Origin of the sequence: Rhizobium sp. BK512 (assembly GCF_014194915.1) — a bacterium.
Classification (GTDB): Bacteria; Pseudomonadota; Alphaproteobacteria; order Rhizobiales; family Rhizobiaceae; genus Rhizobium.
Genome location: NZ_JACIAS010000016.1, coordinates 24,901 through 41,728, shown reverse-complemented (window position 1 = coordinate 41,728; position 16,828 = coordinate 24,901). Strand labels below are relative to the sequence as shown.

The 16,828-nt window shown below is 57.4% G+C and carries 15 protein-coding genes and 4 pseudogenes; 14 read left to right on the top strand and 5 right to left on the bottom strand.

Annotation, left to right across the window (positions count from 1 at the left end; translation table 11 throughout):
- Positions 1–47: 47 nt before the first annotated feature.
- Positions 48–264 (top strand): annotated as a pseudogene (locus FHX06_RS34925) (histidine kinase); the annotation flags it as partial.
- A gap of 847 nt (positions 265–1,111) precedes the next feature.
- On the opposite strand, the gene FHX06_RS34920 reads toward FHX06_RS34925, so the two are convergent.
- The 3 genes and pseudogenes from FHX06_RS34920 to FHX06_RS34910 form a co-directional block, all read right to left on the bottom strand.
- A complete protein-coding gene (locus FHX06_RS34920; RefSeq protein ID WP_183882627.1) occupies positions 1,112–1,390 on the bottom strand; it encodes a hypothetical protein in 279 nt (92 codons plus the stop codon).
- Positions 1,391–1,550: 160 nt separating this feature from the next.
- On the bottom strand, positions 1,551–1,763 hold the full coding sequence (locus FHX06_RS34915; RefSeq protein WP_018116039.1) for a hypothetical protein: 213 nt from the start codon (positions 1,761–1,763) through the stop codon (positions 1,551–1,553).
- A 1,547-nt stretch (positions 1,764–3,310) separates the two neighbouring features.
- A pseudogene (locus tag FHX06_RS34910) lies at positions 3,311–3,485 on the bottom strand (transposase); the annotation flags it as partial.
- A 140-nt stretch (positions 3,486–3,625) separates the two neighbouring features.
- Between FHX06_RS34910 and FHX06_RS35945 the strand changes: the two are divergent.
- Positions 3,626–3,715: pseudogene (locus FHX06_RS35945) on the top strand (DUF1515 domain-containing protein); the annotation flags it as partial.
- Positions 3,716–4,758: 1,043 nt separating this feature from the next.
- Here the strand turns inward: FHX06_RS35945 and FHX06_RS34905 are convergent.
- Positions 4,759–5,049 (bottom strand): hypothetical protein, encoded by a 291-nt coding sequence (locus tag FHX06_RS34905; protein ID WP_183882625.1) that lies wholly within the window; start codon positions 5,047–5,049, stop codon positions 4,759–4,761.
- Between the two features lie 21 nt (positions 5,050–5,070).
- Here FHX06_RS34905 and FHX06_RS34900 point away from each other — a divergent pair, with 21 nt between their 5' ends.
- The 5 genes from FHX06_RS34900 to FHX06_RS35935 all read left to right on the top strand — a co-directional run bounded on the left by FHX06_RS34900 (position 5,071) and on the right by FHX06_RS35935 (position 7,685).
- Positions 5,071–5,412 (top strand): hypothetical protein, encoded by a 342-nt coding sequence (locus tag FHX06_RS34900; protein WP_246715810.1) that lies wholly within the window; start codon positions 5,071–5,073, stop codon positions 5,410–5,412.
- Positions 5,413–5,494: 82 nt separating this feature from the next.
- Complete coding sequence (locus FHX06_RS34895) at positions 5,495–5,821, top strand: hypothetical protein (protein WP_183882623.1); 327 nt, start codon at positions 5,495–5,497, stop codon at positions 5,819–5,821.
- On the top strand, positions 5,822–5,974 hold the full coding sequence (locus FHX06_RS36395; RefSeq protein ID WP_112542231.1) for a phage minor head protein: 153 nt from the start codon (positions 5,822–5,824) through the stop codon (positions 5,972–5,974).
- 593 nt (positions 5,975–6,567) lie between these two features.
- Positions 6,568–7,221 carry an SGNH/GDSL hydrolase family protein gene (locus FHX06_RS35940; protein WP_246715809.1) on the top strand — a complete coding sequence of 218 codons (654 nt, stop codon included), beginning with the start codon at positions 6,568–6,570 and terminating at the stop codon, positions 7,219–7,221.
- On the top strand, positions 7,221–7,685 hold the full coding sequence (locus tag FHX06_RS35935; protein ID WP_246715808.1) for a hypothetical protein: 465 nt from the start codon (positions 7,221–7,223) through the stop codon (positions 7,683–7,685). Before FHX06_RS35940 ends, FHX06_RS35935 begins: the two co-directional genes overlap by 1 nt.
- Before the next feature lie 195 nt (positions 7,686–7,880).
- On the opposite strand, the gene FHX06_RS34880 is transcribed toward FHX06_RS35935, so the two are convergent.
- Complete coding sequence (locus tag FHX06_RS34880) at positions 7,881–8,042, bottom strand: hypothetical protein (protein ID WP_018116047.1); 162 nt, start codon at positions 8,040–8,042, stop codon at positions 7,881–7,883.
- 722 nt (positions 8,043–8,764) lie between these two features.
- On the opposite strand from FHX06_RS34880, the pseudogene FHX06_RS36390 reads away from it, so the two are divergent.
- The 7 genes and pseudogenes from FHX06_RS36390 to FHX06_RS36275 form a co-directional block, all read left to right on the top strand.
- A pseudogene (locus tag FHX06_RS36390) lies at positions 8,765–9,867 on the top strand (DUF2213 domain-containing protein); the annotation flags it as partial.
- Positions 9,868–9,883: 16 nt separating this feature from the next.
- Complete coding sequence (locus FHX06_RS35930) at positions 9,884–10,435, top strand: hypothetical protein (RefSeq protein WP_246715806.1); 552 nt, start codon at positions 9,884–9,886, stop codon at positions 10,433–10,435.
- A 306-nt stretch (positions 10,436–10,741) separates the two neighbouring features.
- Positions 10,742–12,184 carry an ATPase domain-containing protein gene (locus FHX06_RS34870; protein WP_183882677.1) on the top strand — a complete coding sequence of 481 codons (1,443 nt, stop codon included), beginning with the start codon at positions 10,742–10,744 and terminating at the stop codon, positions 12,182–12,184.
- Positions 12,181–13,233: a sensor histidine kinase gene (locus FHX06_RS34865; RefSeq protein ID WP_183882621.1), complete on the top strand. Its 1,053-nt coding sequence runs from the start codon at positions 12,181–12,183 to the stop codon at positions 13,231–13,233. Before FHX06_RS34870 ends, FHX06_RS34865 begins: the two co-directional genes overlap by 4 nt.
- Before the next feature lie 166 nt (positions 13,234–13,399).
- A complete protein-coding gene (locus FHX06_RS35925) occupies positions 13,400–13,573 on the top strand; it encodes a response regulator (RefSeq protein ID WP_246715805.1) in 174 nt (57 codons plus the stop codon).
- Positions 13,574–13,987: 414 nt separating this feature from the next.
- Positions 13,988–15,892, top strand: coding sequence for an EAL domain-containing protein (locus FHX06_RS34855; protein ID WP_246715815.1), 1,905 nt, complete (start codon positions 13,988–13,990; stop codon positions 15,890–15,892).
- Positions 15,865–16,605, top strand: coding sequence for a LysR substrate-binding domain-containing protein (locus FHX06_RS36275; RefSeq protein ID WP_183882618.1), 741 nt, complete (start codon positions 15,865–15,867; stop codon positions 16,603–16,605). Before FHX06_RS34855 ends, FHX06_RS36275 begins: the two co-directional genes overlap by 28 nt.
- The last annotated feature ends 223 nt before the right edge of the window (positions 16,606–16,828 follow it).

Below are 16,828 nucleotides of genomic sequence, written 5' to 3'. Positions count from 1 at the left end.
TCGATTGCCATGATATGGACTCCCCGTTGCCAAACCATGGAAGTTCGATGACCACCCCAGACGATACCACTCCGGCGACCCTCTCCGACCTCCCGCACCTGGCGGAAGCGCTGGACTGATCGATTTCGCCAGTTCCTCGATCATGTGCCCTTCGCGGTCACGGTCTCTGAACTGGGCCGCAATGAACGCCTGGTTTACGGCAATATCGAATTCGAGCGGCTGACTGGCCTTTCCGGAAACGATCTCCAGGGCAGGAGTGGTCCGTGCTTCCCCCAGCCTTGCCTTTGGCGGGCGGGCCGGAATTAGCCCAGGCTTTCCCTTTGCCGCGAAGATAGCATCAAGCAAAATGCCCGCGACGCCGGCACGCGGCTCGTTGCCATATTGCCTTTTATGCACCTGGAGAGATGAAATGGCGCGAGGGCACATCATGTTCCAGGTGCTGTAAAATAGCCTGCGCCAACTATCCTGCAAGAGGCGTGATGGCGAGCTGCGAGGCAAAACTGCCTCGAGAATCCCGAAGTTGTTTATCCTAGGCTGTGGCAAGTTTTTGTTTCGAAGGGCATCAGAATATCTACCGCTCTGTCGACCTGATCGCAGTTGCCAAACTAAAGGCAAAGGACGGGTCACCTTTCTTCACTCGCTGGCGGTCAGCGCTCTGATGGTCGCATTTGGTGGTAGGCTCGGCCACAGCGAAGCCGATATCCGCCTTCTTGGGCTCGTCGGCGCCAGGTGCATGATCTAGGCAAGATGACGCTCCCCGACGACAGCCTGACTAAGACCGGCGAACTGATCGCAGAGGAGATGGAGCTTGTTCGAAGGCATCCACAGCTTGGCTATGAGATAGTTTCGAGGGCAGGCACAGCACCAACGGAGGTGCTGGAAATCTGGTGCGATCGTCGATCGCCACCCCTGGGGCGTTCGAATGTCTGGAGCCAAGGGGTCGTCACCGTCCGGGGGTCTTCGTTCGCAGTGAGAGGAGAATGGACGCTCCCCTTTTAGAAAATAATAGAAGGACCGTGGCACATAAATTTACGCGGCTTGCGGAGGGCGCGGTCGTTGCGTTTGGGCCAAGGTGATCACGGCGGTTTCCTTGTTCTGGATCGGGACCAAATCACGCGGCCACATGTTTGCGGAACCAATCAGCAGCGTTATTTTTAACCTGCATTGTTGCCCACTGTCCGGGTGATTGGATCTGGACTACGAGGAGCCCATCGTCGGCGTCCATGTGTTGCGCAAGCAGATCTCGAATGGTCGTTGCGGCACCATTCATATGTCCGACCCAGACTGATTCAAGCGGTGAGATGCAACCCCAATCGCGCAAGGTATTTAGAAGCTGATTATAGTTTCGAACCTTGCGAAGGTCGTAACTTATCAAATAGAGGGCTGCCATGATGGTCTCCGAACTAGTTGCATAAGAAACTGGTCATGCACGCGGTGAGCCGGCAAGCGTCGTTTCAACTTCTAGGATATTTTCCACGTCATTTACAGAACAGGGCCTGGCACGAGGGCCGGAATTAAGATCCCAACCCGGCGAGCCCGTCGCCCTTTTCCTATCGCGTGAGAAACTGCACGGTATTAAACCGGCCGATCACGTCCTCAACAGATTCGCTCACGGCTCTCGTCACGACGCCGTTGCCCTGAGGAATAGCTAGCGCAAGGATTGTTCCCGTTCCTTCTCCATCTTGGTACACAGCGGCGACATGATCGACGTTGATATGAATCGGAGCTTTGGTAGTCGTCCACGTCAGCTTAACAAATGCCATCTCCGTACTCCCTTGTTTGTGATACCAGAATTGAATAACGGGTGGTCAGAGTCCATGAAAATCTGAGTATTCATGGGAGGCAGAAAACTATATCACACTCCGGCGATCCATGTTGTCACCCAACTATCCCCCGGGGTGGGGCGCCGGAAGTGGAGATCGACGACCCAACTCGGCCCGATGGAAGAAATGCTGGTCCACGTCGCCAAGTTCCTGAATAAGCTTCGCAATATCCTCACGTTCGAAAGATACATCGTGTCCGAAAGCTTGGATATGCAATAACATTTTTAGCGAGATCGGGGGCCGACGCCTTCAGGTAATCAACGGCATCTCGCGTGGTGGGAAAGGTCTTTTCCTCGGTAGAAAAGTTGTCCAGTACAACCGTAGCCATCGTCGCTCTCGCCGCAAATTGCGAAAGTCTCCTTAGCGCTAAAGTGTTTGCTCATTTCAATTACTCCAATTGTACGCTTCAGGCTCGATGTCTATCCCGATCAACAAGGCCTTCGATATGCTCCAGTCAGTTGAGCATCAGGGGGACTGAGCGCATACAGTCGGCGTTAACCCTTGCTTCAACAACATTCTACGCCGGAGACATTTTGATGAAGTAGTTGTCTCCGGGGCGTGTGTGGTTCTGAAGTTCTTCCTCCATGGCTGTGGCTTCGGTTCTACTGTCAGTCAGCCGGTTGCGCGTATCGTCCGTATGTATCGCACGGACATAGTATCGCATTTGGGCGTCCTCGGGCTACCGGTAGAAATGGTCCGGAAGGGCTTTCTGATCACTGTTGTTCATTGGATCTACAACATGGGACGGATACCTAAGTTCCTCCGCCGGCACCTGCGACTTTGAGGCAACTCGCAATTTCGGGTCCTCGCGCTACTTCCCCTTTAGAAGGAGCGCTAACTTGGAAAATCTGAAAGAATTTGCTTCAAGCACGAATGGCGATCGATGGTTTCTCGGCATCAATCCTGCCACCAATAGAGAAGTCGTCGTTCATCGTGGGAACTCATCGTCGGGCGGGCACGAAACGATTATCCCCGTGAGTTCATTCTTGAACCAACGGCCGTTTGGTCCGGAACATCAGGCTTTAGACTTATTGCTCGCAGATCGAAGAGCGAACGAGAGCGAGGCCCCCGAGACAAGGGCCGACGAGCGGTAGGCAACATTCTGTCGTGAGACCTGGCACCGGATCCTGAACCACCTGGCACTCTATTTTCCCGAGCTCGCCCATGCTGGCAATAGCCGGTCGGACTGGTTTTGGCGTTGATCGAACGCTTCCCGACACCCGTTAGCATCACTTCGCTCGGACGCGAGGCGTTTGTTGCGGAAGCGTGGTCGCTCGTTGGCCGCAAAGTCTCAAAAGCACGATGAATCAATGATATCTTCGAGACAGCCTGCTCATCGGTAGCTCTGCCTATAGCCGAAGACGCCGTCACGATCAGCATGTTCCGCATGATTATTGGCCAGGGACGAGGCTTGATCCGTGAACGCAATCGCACTGAGCAAATCGCTCAGTCGCTGCTGGCAGACCATCAGGACTATCAGCTCCTGTGAGCTGGCGAAGACGCTTCATCTCCGAGGGCATCAGGCGGCGTATTTTTTGCGCCAGTTGTAAAAGGTCGCGTCCGAAATTCCTGCCTTGCGGCAGACCTCACCGATCGGCGTCCCATCCTCTGCCTGCTTCACACAAACGCGATCTGCGCTTCCGAAAACTTCGAGAGCTTCATCGAATTCTCCTCTTCTTCCCATCAGGGAGCATAAGTGGAAAATTTCAGTTCCAAATGGCCTAATTTATTGGGGGCACGTTAAGATGTTCCACACTGATCGACTAGAAACCCGAGGCGGGCCACGAACTGTGATGAAACAAGCCTTCGCCGGCCTGACGATCGGCGGTATCGTTGCCTATACTGGTGATGGCACCGTCTCTGCTATTCGCCACTGGCTGAAGATTAATTGATCGGCCACTCAAAAAGCGCGTGGGTGGACCGCGCAAACGAACCCCCACTCCGCGATTTGCGCGTGAAACGCAGAACCACGCTGAAAGTTCCAATTCCCGAAATTGCCATCATTGGCTGAAGATCAATTGACCCAACACACCACAATCAGCTTGCCCAGTCCGTACAAGCCGTATCCTGCCAGAAGGGCCACCATAGTCCAAAAGTGCACCTCAAACCGCCTGAACATTCTCTGCCGCTTCTGGCCCGATTCCCAGTGCGGATAGTGCGCGAGCACCACCAGCGCGTCTCCACGGCCTTGCCGGCGGAAAAACCAAAGCCTCCCCATTTCCCGCAGCCCGGGACGGAGCATAGGTGCTCGACATCACGTGCGCGCTGGCGCCGATGAATTACCCCGTTGCTCACGATGCGTTCCAAGCCTTGCATCTCTTTAAGCTTGTCGGAGCGCTCTTCGGCATTGCGCAACGCCTCTCTCGCCGTCGCCTCCCAGCCCTGCTGCGGCATGATGCGCCTGCGTATTCACGAGGCAAAGCCGCCGTTCCAGCGCCACTGATTTTCGTTACCTGACCTGGTTTGGTCGACCTCGATGCGGCCCACAATGTCCATAGGGAAGAACCGCCAAAACGGCAGGAGCCGAAGCGCGGATTACCCTCCGGCTCCGTCGAGCCCACCATCGCTCGGGAGCGCGTCTGCGTGTGAGGCTTAAGCCTCCCCGACGAGCAGATCGGGGAGGATGAAATAGCTCTGGTTTCTTGTGCTTACTGAACTCCACGGCCTTGGCCCCTGAGTAGCCGGCGCTGCGGCAGGGGCGGCCTCGTACCTTTTATAATTGCTTCTAGCTTGACCCTTAGCCATCGATTCTTTCTGGTTGAGCAAACGGCGCATTACCGAGCATTGCGTGAGAGAATGCCGGCTATTTGGAGAGCGATATGAGACGCACCGTGATTGCTGTCCTGTTCGGCATAGCCGTCGCCTGCATGCCTGCCGCTTTCCTCACGGCATGCCAATCTTGTCAGCCTCCGGGTGAGGAGATATGGCGGGTGCTTTAGGAGAGCTCGTCAGCGCGCCATAGGCTGGCGATGATGTACGGGTTTTCTCCCGCCATGTAGATAAGGCGATCGCCTTTGCCTTCATCGCGATCGGCCTTGTAGAGAGACGGTGACTCAGCGATTTCTCGCTCCGACAAGTGCCTCTTGGCCATTCTCTCGATCCTTGCAATGATTTGGGCTTCAGTCGCGTTAGATAGCGGGATGAACTCTTCAGAAATTATCTCGGCGCCATTCATTTCGACGATGCGCCATACCTGCTCTTTGAAGCCCTCAACTATGTTCTTCACTTTTCCTCCAATTGGTGATGCATGCCAGTTCTAAAGAATCCGCGGCATGAGAAATTTGCTCAGGCTCTCTTCAAAGGCAAGACAGCAGATGACGCATATGCGGAGGCCGGCTTCAAACCTGACCGGGGAAATGCGTCCCGCCTACAGCATAAAGACAACATCAGACAACGCGTCGCCGAGCTTTTGGAGTGGGAGCAGACGGTAGACCGGAAAGCCACTGAAAAGGCGATCGACAAGCTCGCCATCACGAAAGAGCGCGTCCTGGCTGAACTGGCGGCCGGCCGAAGTCTTCTACGAATGGAGCGTCTGCTGTTGATCGTCCGGCTCATCGTCTCATCATCGTGTCCCCGCTCAAGCAGATGACCGAGAAGGAGCAGGCCGAGATCGGCAAGATGAATGCTAAGACGGCAAAGACACTGGCCGACACTGGCACACCGAAGCGTTCATGGCAAAGGCCAAACGGGCACTTGGCATCAACCTCTCTGCGGTCGTGCGGGACGAGGATCTGGCCGATTACCTGCAGGCGGCAGTCGCCCGCAACACATCGCTGATCCAGAGCCTATCCGACGACATCGTGAAGCGGATAGAGCAGACGGTCTATACCAACGGCATCGCCGGCAATTCGGTGACGACGCTCCGGAAGTCGCTTCAAGCACAGTTCGGGATCACCGATCGGCGGGCTCGGCTCATCGCTCGGGACCAGACGGGCAAGTTCAATTCGGATCTGAACAAGATCAGGCAGCAGCAGGCCGGCGTTACTTCATACGTCTGATTGACGGCGCACGATGAGCGTGTTCGGCCGCTGCACAAGAAGCTGGACGGCAACACGTACAAATGGGGAGAGCCGACGGGAGCCGAAGAAGGTCTTCCGCCAGGTCAGCCTATCAATTGTCGTTGTGTGGCCCGCGGGGTAGTGGAGTTTTGACACGATGCTCGATCTCGGCGCTCGTAAGGCGCTGGTGGTCGACCATAACGACCTCGGTAGTCTCAACCGCCTGCGTTAGGCGCCGGACTTACAGTGACAGGGCTTCAATCTTGACGTTCTGGTCAAGGATCAACTTATATCCCAGCATGATCTGGAGTTTCGCCCGGCTTCCACTCTTTGTCGAAGGCTCCTAACCCGGCGTCAGCCTTACGCACCAGATTTCCGTCTTTGTAGAGTGCCATGAGTTCCCCCTTGGTGACGAGTATGCTGATCTTACTCGACAACTAATAGTCGAGTATGTCCAGGAATTGTCCATCAAGCAATTTAGCAACGGGGCATCGTGCCCTTGCGGACCCTGCCGCTCGCGACGGCTCCAAAGTCATGGGCCTCGGCCATAGCTTCATCGGCCTCGGAGCAGCGCAGACCTATACGGCCGGCCAGACGGCGACCAACGTCCATACCGGCTTCTACGAGAACCAACGCACCGTCCTTTCTTGGATCAAGGCAGCTGATGGCCGCTTCAACCTCGACATGTTCGCCGAGCTGAACAGTCCGTTTTTCGCGCCTGGCTCATTCGCGGCCTTCTCGGGGCAATGGCCGGCAAGTCAGGCGACTGCCTCTTTCCTGTCCCCGGGCTTGAGGCGCAGTTCCCGGGCACGCTCGCGCGGACGGCCTACTCTCTGAGCCAGAAGCCGGACATCGTCTATGTCGATATCGGCTATAACGATATCGTCCGCGGTCGTAGCTTGGCGGCGATCATTGCCGACTTCGATACGCAGGTGCAGCGCATCGTTGATGCTGGGGTCTACGTGATCCTGCAGACACTGAGCCGGACCAGCACGCTCGACGATCAGCCAGGCGTTGACGATCCAGCCTGGCCTGGCATCCTTGATGTCATCAATAGGTGGATTCTCGCCCAAGCCGGCCGTAATGGCGTCGTGCTCTGCAACACACTTGCCCTCGATGGCCCGGCTTCCGGCATCGCCGCGTCAATGTTCGTCGACGGGCTTCACCCGAAGCCCGATTTGATGGCGAAGCGCTCCGATATTCTCCTTCCCATCTTGCAGGGGATGGTTTCTGCAGGTGAGACGAGGTCGCTCGACCTGCTTGCCGCCTACAACATCTTCCCGCCGAAGGGCACGCCCGGAATTGCTGGCGCCAAGACCAACGTCACCGGCGATGTTGCCACCGGCATGCGCCTGGTGCGCGGCACCGGCACCTCGACCTATGTCGCCAGCAAGAAGTGATGGCGGCCGGCAACGAGAAGCAGGTCATCACGATCACACCTGTCAACGACGCGGCCGCCGTTCATACCGTGACGCACCGGCTGCCGGCCAACCTCAGTCTCGCAACGCTCGGCCTCGTCGCCGGCGACTGGCTCGTGATCCAGATCCCGGTCGAGCTCAACGACTGGGCAGGCTGGGATTACCTGGATGGTTCAATTCGCGGACCAGTCCAGATCGGCAACACGGTCACCGTAACCGGCGGCGGCTGGACGACGGGACAACTACATCGGCGGGCGTGGAAGATCGCTCGTCTGCGGCTCGAAACTCTGGCTGCCGACGGGGCTAACGATGACGAACATCCGTCGATAACCCTGCTGATCTTGAGGCACCTGTGCAATTCGGGCGGGACTGGCGTTGCCACGATCGGGGCGTCGGTCATTCGGAAGATCGCGAGCCCGCGCGCGGCGTGGCAGTTGGCGGTTTGAAATGCGAAACCCGCCGGAGGTCACGGCGGGTTTCAGGAGAGCAGCTTCGCGAGCAACTGCTCTCCAGCTGAAAGCTGAGGGCACTTCAGCAGAGTGAGACTTAAGAAAAGATCAGAGTTTTTCCAGCGTCCTTGGAAGAAAAAGTCGTGCAAGTAACGTCATCTCCCGTGGCCGGGCGCCGAAATCGAGCACTGATCACTGGTAGGCTTGCTGCTGATCCTCGCGCTGCATCGGCGCTGACCGAGCGTTGCCCACACTTTCTGATGCCTTGAGTTTGGCCCTCACCAGCAAGAGCAAAATCCCTGCAGCAATAAAAACCTGCAAGGAGAGGTAAATGTACAAGATCCACCACAGCATGGCTCATCCATCCTCACTTGAACAAGTCAGAACGGGTTCGATCAGATAGGTCGGTGACGATCTATCGACAAGGGGAAGTGACCGTAGGAAAAAGGTGGAGACGAGCTAGCGCCGATTGTGCGTTTGGAGAAAAACGGAGAAGGGTCTCTGAGTTAGGAATAAAGAGCCCTTCTCCCGCTGATAGTGCAGCATCAGCGCGCGCGGAAGTCTACTGGCCAGCTTTTGGAAGTCTACCGGAGGTTTTGTAAATTTGCGTGACAGTCAAGCTTTCGGCCAGCGCTAAGCGCCGCGCTGAGAGGAGCAGGAGGACGAGGGGTGACGCCCTCCTGCAGTCGGGTACCGACCAATCACGCAGGCGCGACTACGGGCCGTGATTGCTCTTCCGAACTTGCACTTGGTGAAGTGCACAAATTCGGTCGATATCAGAGGTGTATCATGAATATAATGCAATTTAAAGGCGTTTTCTCGGCTTCGTGACCGAAGGTCGGCCTGCAATAAGGGCCATTATGCGATCGAAAAAGAGCCCGCCGAAGCGGGCTAATTTAAGGGACTTGGAAACAGGAACGCTCGAACGCAGGTCTGGAGTCCATCGAACGTCCCGTACACCCTACTTCCGACGAAGCAGAAGGTTCCCTCGGCCATCAATTTGGTCCGGATATGGGTTCCCCGCCTGAAATCTGAACGCCCACCTAACCGCTCTAGACAGAGCGGGGAGCGAAGCCATGAACTTTACTGATCTGTCACCATCGCGGGAACGCGGCGGACCGACGACGGCTACCTTGCCGCCGAAGCGAAGGCAGTTCGGACCGGCATCCAGCTCTATACGGGTGATGAGGTCGGCAAGCCGGAATTGTCCGTCGTGCGTGTCTATCGTCCGCCGGAATCGGTCTTGACTGACGCCAGCCTGCAGAGCTTCACTCACGCGCGCCCGTGACCATGGATCACCCGAAGGCCGCGGTCACCGCGGAGAACTGGAAGGATCTGGCCGTCGGCGAGGTCAGCACCGCCGCCAAGCGACGGGGAGTGGGTCTATCTCCCGCTCATCCTTAAGGACGCAGCGGCAATCAAAGGCGTCGAGGGTGGCAAGCGCGGGCTCTCCGCCGGCTATGTCTGCGAGCTCGTATGGGGCGACGGTGTCACGCCGGACGGCCAGCAGTTCGACGCACAGCAGACCAATATCAAAATCAACTACCTGGCCGTCGTCGATCGCGCCCGGGCTGGTTCAAAGGCTCGCATCGGTGACGGTGCGAATTGGGGCATCAGCCCCGTCACCCCTGATCACAACCCGACAAAGGAAACGATCATGCCCCTGAAGACGGTTACCGTCGATGCCATCCCGGTTGAAGTAACCGATCAGGGTGCCACGGTTATCGCAACGCTGCAGCAGCTGCTTGCGGATGCCCACTCCAAGCTGGGCACGGCAGACGCCGCGCACGTCGCCGTAATCGCTGCAAAAGACAGCGAGCTCGCCAAGAAGGATGCCGAAATCGACAGCCTGAAGGCCAAGGTGCTTTCCGACGCCGATCTCGACAAGCGTGTCCAGCAGCGTGGCGATCTCATCGCAGCCGCTGCGGTCATCGCCAAGGACGTCAAGACCACTGGTCTCTCCGACGCCGCGATCTGCAAGGCTGTCGTCGCCGCCAAGCTCGGCGATGCCGCCGTGGGCGATAAAGCAGACGCCTATATCGATGCTCGATTCGACATTCTCGTCGAGGACGCCAAGAAGGCGACCGGTGCTGACCCGTTCGTTCGGGTTCTCGCCGACGGCGTCCGCCCCGCTGCCGACGCTCACACCGGAGCCGATAAGGCTTGGTCGGACAGCGTCAACGGAAGAGCTTTGCATGGCTGCAGACGCCGCCAACGTTCACACGGCGATCGGTTTGCAATTACGAGGCAGCCCGACGGTCAAACGCGCCCGCGAGCTGCTCGAAGACGGCGCCATCGGCCGCCTGCTGAGCGCAAACATCTATTCATCGACCGCCGGCTTTGGACTAGAGGTTCCTGACCCATACGTTTATCTCGAGGACCCGCAAAACTTCGCCAACCTCATCACCATACAGGGCGCCCATGCGCTCGATCTGGCATTCAACCTTCTGGGCGAGCCCGTTGCCTCCAACAGCATGGTGTCGCGCCAGTATCCTTCAATCGCGCTCGGGGAGCAGAAGGAAATCCACCGGCGGACAACGTATGACCATCTCCTGTTTCAAGGCGCCACGGTTAAAGGCGTTTCCGTATGCATAGAGGTCGCAGGGGGGCGCACTCCCGAAGCGCCGTTTCGATTTGAGATCGTAGGCGAAAAAGGTACGCTTAATCTCCAAGGAGGTGCCGCGCGGGCGGGGGGCGTTCTCCCGGCGATGCCAATCCTCGCTTCAAACCGGGAAATGCTGACATAGCCGTCGGGTTCAGTATATAAATGGCGTAATCACAAGCAGTCGCCGCCAGCCACCCATGGTGGAATTTTGCACAAAATAGCAACAGCACCGGTCAGGTCCCCGCATTCCCTCAAGGATTCTGTGGCGGCCGATCAGAGCGCAACCTAACACCCCCTAAATCGCAATTGGTTCATCTCGTAGCGCAGCTTTCAGAGTGATGTCATTGATGTTTTGGAAAAGCAAAATATAACAACTGCGCGGCTTCTTCCAAGGACGATGCGCGCCATCGACATCGACACGCACCCATCATTGCAACGGAAGACCGAGATGCCAAAAGGAAAAATGCCGTCCATTGTCAGCACCGGAATCGAGGGTCTGAACGAGGTCCTGCGTGGCGGCTTGCCCGCATCGAACCTCTATATGCTCCAGGGTGCGCCCGGCTCGGGCAAAACTACGGCCGCACTGCAATTCTTGCGTGCTGGTGTGGAAGCCGGCGAAAGCTGCATCTACGTGACACTTTCCCAGTCTGCCGCTGAGCTTGAAGCCATTGCTTTGTCCCACGGCTGGACGCTGGACGGTATCCGCATTGAAGAACTATCAACATCTGGGGCGGTTAACGAAGCGGACGATCAGAGTATCTTTCTGACGGCGGATCTGAGGCTCGATGAAACGCGGAAGGCTATCGAAGCCGCAATCGAGGAGCACAAGCCTCGCCGGCTTGTCTATGACTCGCTTCTCGAGATCCGGCTGATCACGGGCGATTCGCCGAGGTTCCGCCGCGAGTTGATCGGCTTTAAATCGTTCCTGGCCAAACAGGACGTCGTCGCGCTTCTCCTCGACACCCAGAACTCGGCCAATGACCGCAGCGGCGAGGAAGTCGAGGGGCTTGCCCACGGCGTAATCCGCTTCGACAAATCCCTCGAGGAATATGGTGGCGTCCGCCGCCGCGTCGAGGTTTCAAAAATGCGCGGGGTACCGGTCGCTGACGGGTACCACGACATGGCAATTCGCGAAGGCGAGGGGGTCGTCGTTTTTCCGCGGATCATGCCGAGCACGGATTCGGAAGGATCAAAGCCACAACTCATCAAATCCGGTGTCGCCGAACTCGACGACATGTTTGGTGGTGGTCAAGAGGCCGGAACCACGACTTTGGTCATTGGTCAGTCCGGCACCGGAAAGTCGACGATGTCGTCGCTTTATGCGACCGCAACGCTTGAACGTGGGGAGAGTGTTGCGCTGTTCCTCTTCGAAGAACGTCTGGAAACGTTCTTCCGCCGGTCCGAGGGGCTGGGCATGGAGCTGCGACAGTTCCATAAGGACGGCAAGCTCATCCTGCGCGACTTCAACCCCAATGAGATCTCTCCCGGGGAATTTGGCCAGATCGTCCAGGACGCGGTTACCCAGAACAAAGTGCGGGTCGTGGTGATCGACAGCTTGACGGGCTATCTCAATTCGCTTCCCCACCGCGAAAAAGCTGTCCGAGACATCCAGTCTCTTCTCAAATATCTGGCCCGCTCCGGTGTTCTCACTATGCTGATCGTCGCTCAGCATGGATTGATTGGCCAAAATGTCGGCATCGATGTTGACGTGAGTTTCCTTGGCGATACCGTCCTGCTTCTGCGGATCGTCGAGCATGAGGGGCGTCTCCGCCGCAACATCACCGTTGTCAAAAAGCGTCACGGACCCCACGACCTGAATGTCCAGGAACTGCTGATCCAGAGTGGGAGCGTCACGGTTGTTCCCTATAACCCTCTCCCTGATCCTAAATGACCCATGATCCCGAAAGCGAACTGGACTGGGTGCTGGTCCTTGCTCCCTTTCGCAAGGATTCCGACTACATCGCTGCGTTTCTTCGCGAGCAGAGGGTTGCTGTCAAAGCCGCCAAACTTGACGACGACCTGGATCTCCTTCTCGGCCAATCACCGGGCATCATCGCCATCACGCACGAGGCTCTGAACGCGGGCGTCATAGACCGGATTGGCAATCACCTCGTCGAACAACCTGATTGGTCGGAGGTCCCGATTATTGTCCTGCTCGAACGGGCAGCATCGGTTTCGCGGATCCGCAGTCACCTCGAGCGCGAATGGCCGGGCGCCCGGCTCTTGTTCCACACCCGCCCGATCGCGCCGCTGGAGCTGGTCAACGCCATCCAATCAAACCTTTTGGTACGGCTTCGGCAGCGTCAGGTTCGCGATAATATCGAACGTGAGCGGGAGATTCGCCTGGAACTCAATCACCGCGTCAAGAACATTCTCGCCAGCGTGACCTCGATCTTCCAGATGACCAAACGTGGTGCCGCGACCGTGGAAGACCTCTCAGCCGACTTTTCAAGCCGCCTGCAGGCTTTAGCCGACGTGCACTCAGCAGTTTTCGCGGCAGGCGGGGAAGAGGTTTCGTTTTCGGCCGTCGTCGAGCTAACGGTCTCGCCATATATAAGCGGTGGAACCAGCCGGATCGTAGCGCGTGGCCCGGAACTTGTCGTCACTCGCGATGCCGCGACAACGATCGCTCTTTGTCTGCACGAACTGATCACCAACGCGATCAAGTATGGTGCGCTCTCTCAGCCCGCCGGGACCGTCGACCTCACGTGGACCGTCCACGAAACCGAGACAGGCGGCCGTTTTTTTATGAGCTGGGTCGAAACCGGGGGGCCGAGCGTGCGCGAGCCGACGCGGCAAGGCTACGGCACGCGATACATCCGCTCGGCTCTCGGATCGCTTTTCGGCTCAACGCCTGAAATGACTTATGCACCTGCGGGATTTCGTTGCCAGGCGGCAGGCCTGCTTTCACGGATGACTCCGGCAGATGCTCGGACGTGACAAGACTTATCACCCCCGACATGTTGGCTGATTACTGGATCGAACTGCCTGTACGCGCGTCACGCGATTTGTTGCGAAGAGCCAATGTCTTGTGTGGAGCGGGAAAGGATCGTGACGCCGCAGATTACTATCAAACCTCGTGGTTGAAGATGAAGTCATTGTACGCATGGATATCGCCATGTCGCTTGAGGAACAAGGCTTCGATGTTGTTGAAGCGGGCAATGCTGATGAAGCCGTCGATTTTTTGAATGCCCATTCTCATATTCGCATCATGTTCACGGACATCGACCTGCCCGGCAGCATCGACGGCCTGAAACTCGCAGCTGCGGTGAGGGATTGATGGGCGCCAGTCAGTGTCACGTCGGGTCACATGACGGATGAGATGTTGCGGGTGGATGGGAGGTTTTTGGCAAGTCCAATGATCACTCCATAATCATAGACACGACCCGGAGAATGGTTGCCGCGGCATAATATGAGGATCTGGCTGTACCTACCAGCTACAAACCCATGGGATGACGCAGGCTGCCACGCAGAGCGGCCCCTGTCGCAGTCTCGGTACTCGGTGCGTCGGTTCCAGGCGGGGTGACCCCACAATGCCGAGCGGTCAGAACTCCGAACGTGGACGTCATCGAGGCGCGGGGCGAGGAGCCGCTCGAGGCTACATTCAACAGTATCGATCGACATTTAATCGATACGGTAACTTGATCTGAAATTGCAGCTGTTAAGGAGGGCTACATTTTCGAGATGCCCCATGATGATCCTAGAATTGCAGAATGCCATTCTTGAAATGATTGCCAAAGGCGAACCGCTGCCGACCACGCTTTCGGTGCTGTGTACAAAGGTCGAAGCCGCGATTCCCGGCATCACAGTCACTGTCCTCAGATCAAATGGCGCTAGCTTGTCGACACTTGCGGCTCCGTCTCTCCCAAAATCGTATTCGGACGCGGTCGATAACCTCAAAGTCGGACTCTCGTCGGGGTCTTGCGGGGCCGCCGCCTACCTTGGATCGGCGGTCGTCGTCACCGACATAAAAACCGATCCCAGGTGGACCGATCACAGGGCACTCGCCCTCGCGCTCGGCCTGAAGGCTTGTTGGTCAAGCCCTATCAAGAGCGGCGACCGCGTCGTCGGCACATTCGCCTTCTACTACCGGGAGAACCGTGGCCCAAGCAAGCTTGAGCAAACGATCGTGGACGCTTGTGTGCATCTCTGCTCCATTGCAATCGAGCGTGAGGAACGGGTGGCGGAGCGTCAGCGTCTGACCTATACGGACGGACTTACGGGGCTGCGGAACAGAACTGCCTTCGATCTTGCTCTTCGAACCTCGCCGCTGCCTCCTAATAACGGCTGGGGAATCCTTGTAGCCGACGTCGACAATCTGAAGCTGGCCAACGATACCTTTGGTCACGCCGCCGGCGATGCTCTGATCCGCGTCGTGGCAGAACGGATCGCTGCAGCCGCAGGAAGGGAACAGACCTATCGGCTCGGTGGCGACGAATTCGCTGTCATCCTTGTCGGTGAAGGGGAACTCGATCTGCAGCGTAAAGCTGCTGAGTTCCTGAGCGTACTTGAACCTCCCTCGGAGTGCGCGGGCCACGTCGTCTTTCCGGCCGTGACACTCGGCGGTGCCTTGGCGACAGGTGGCGTGGATCCCGAGCAGGTCCGGCAAAATGCCGATATCGCGCTTTACCACGCCAAAGAGCATGCCCGCGGACAATTTATCGCGTTCCATTCAGGTCTCGGAACAGCGTTGACGCGCCGCTTCCGCGCAGTAAGGGACGTTAGCCTTGCGCTGTCGGAAAACCGCATCGAGACCTACTATCAACCGATCGTGCGGCTCGACACGCGAGAGGCCGTCGGCCTGGAGGCCTTGTGCCGGATGAGGACCCCGTCCGGCGACGTCATCGCGGCCGCTCATTTTCATGAGGCGACCAAAGACGCCCATGTCGCATCGGCGCTGACAGACCGGATGTTGAGCAAGGTTGCCGCGGATATGCGCGCATGGCTCGACGAGTCGCTTCCTCTACAGCATGTCGGTGTCAACCTCTCAGCCGCCGACTTCCGCAAGGGAGGACTACGAGAGAAGATATGCCGGATCTTCGAAGAGGCGGGTGTCCCTCTTGATCACTTGATTCTGGAGGTGACGGAATCCGTTTATCTCGGAAAGCGAGACCACGTGGTGGCGGATCAAATCAACGCCCTGCGATCCGAGGGCCTGAAAGTCGCACTTGATGATTTCGGGACCGGTTACGCCTCCCTGACCCATCTGCTGACCGTCCCTGTCGACATCATCAAGATCGACAAATCCTTCATCGACCGAACGAGACTGGGTGACGCCGGGATGGTGATTGTCAGGGGGGTGCTTTCGATCGCAGCCGAGCTTGGCATTCGCGTGGTGGCGGAAGGTATCGAGGATGAAGATCAAGCACACCGGCTTGGAACATCTGGTTGCAAGCTCGGTCAGGGCTACTTATTCGCGGGAGCGATGGACGGCTTGAAGGCGGGACAGTTCCTGAATGCGCACGGCCAGCGGCCGATACGAGGTGGGCCCTTTTCGGAGCCCGCTTCAGGCCTTTCTTGGTCTCGAAGGGAGATGATGTCAGAAGGCTTGCTGGCAGCCATGTCAGAAGCGTGGTCATCGACATTACGAAAGGCATAGATGTCGTAGGAGCTCCGACCCGGGAGGTTTCGGCGAGCTTCGAGGCCCAGTTGCTGACCGTATTTTCACGTGGAGAGATCAATCGCGCCAGACAATCCATTCAGGAGGTCGGACCGCATCTTCGTCATATGCTACAGGATGCTCGCGTAAACGGTTATTTTGCAGATGAGGCAGCAACCAGTGCGGTGGAGCGCATCATGCTGGAGACGCTCGCCGGTTTGCGCTATGGCAACAATATCGAAAAGGATATGATAGCGGTGATGGTCGCACCCAAGTCCGATGCAATTCTAGTCGCCGCGCCCGCCTATCTTCGAAGACATGCATTTCCAAGACAGCCGCGTGACCTGTGTGATCATCAAGCTCTGATGTGTCGTAGTCAACTCACCGGACAGATCATACCTTGGAGCCTGCGCTGTGGAGGCGAAACAATTCAGATTGCACCCAGGGCAGCAACGGTCGTTCACGATCTCGCTTCTCAACTCGACCTGACCGTGCGAGGCCGTGGGATCCTCAGCGCGCCGGTCTCGTGTGTATCTAATTTGCTCGAGACCGAGGCCTTGTCGCAGGTTCTACCGGAATGGTCTTCCCCGATGGAAGCGGTCTACATCGATTTTCCAAGCCGTCGGCACCAATCGGCAGCATTGCGGGCGTTCGTTGCTTTTCTGCAGGAGGACATCCTCCGTCGCAACAACAGTGCCGGCAAAGCGAAATGAACCCCCGCGTTTGCCGGAGGCTCCATGTGTGGATACTCCGGTTCATGCAAGGGGGTTTCGAACAGTTTCGTCGGCCGGAACGAACGCCTCGAACCGATGGTTTTCACAGCGTCGAGCGCAACATGATCCAGGTCGTCGTCCGTGAGGATCAATAGTCCTTCTCCCGCGAGCTTGTGAGAAAGTGGTTGCAGCTGCCGACATGGCTCTGTCTCCTATTGCGCGT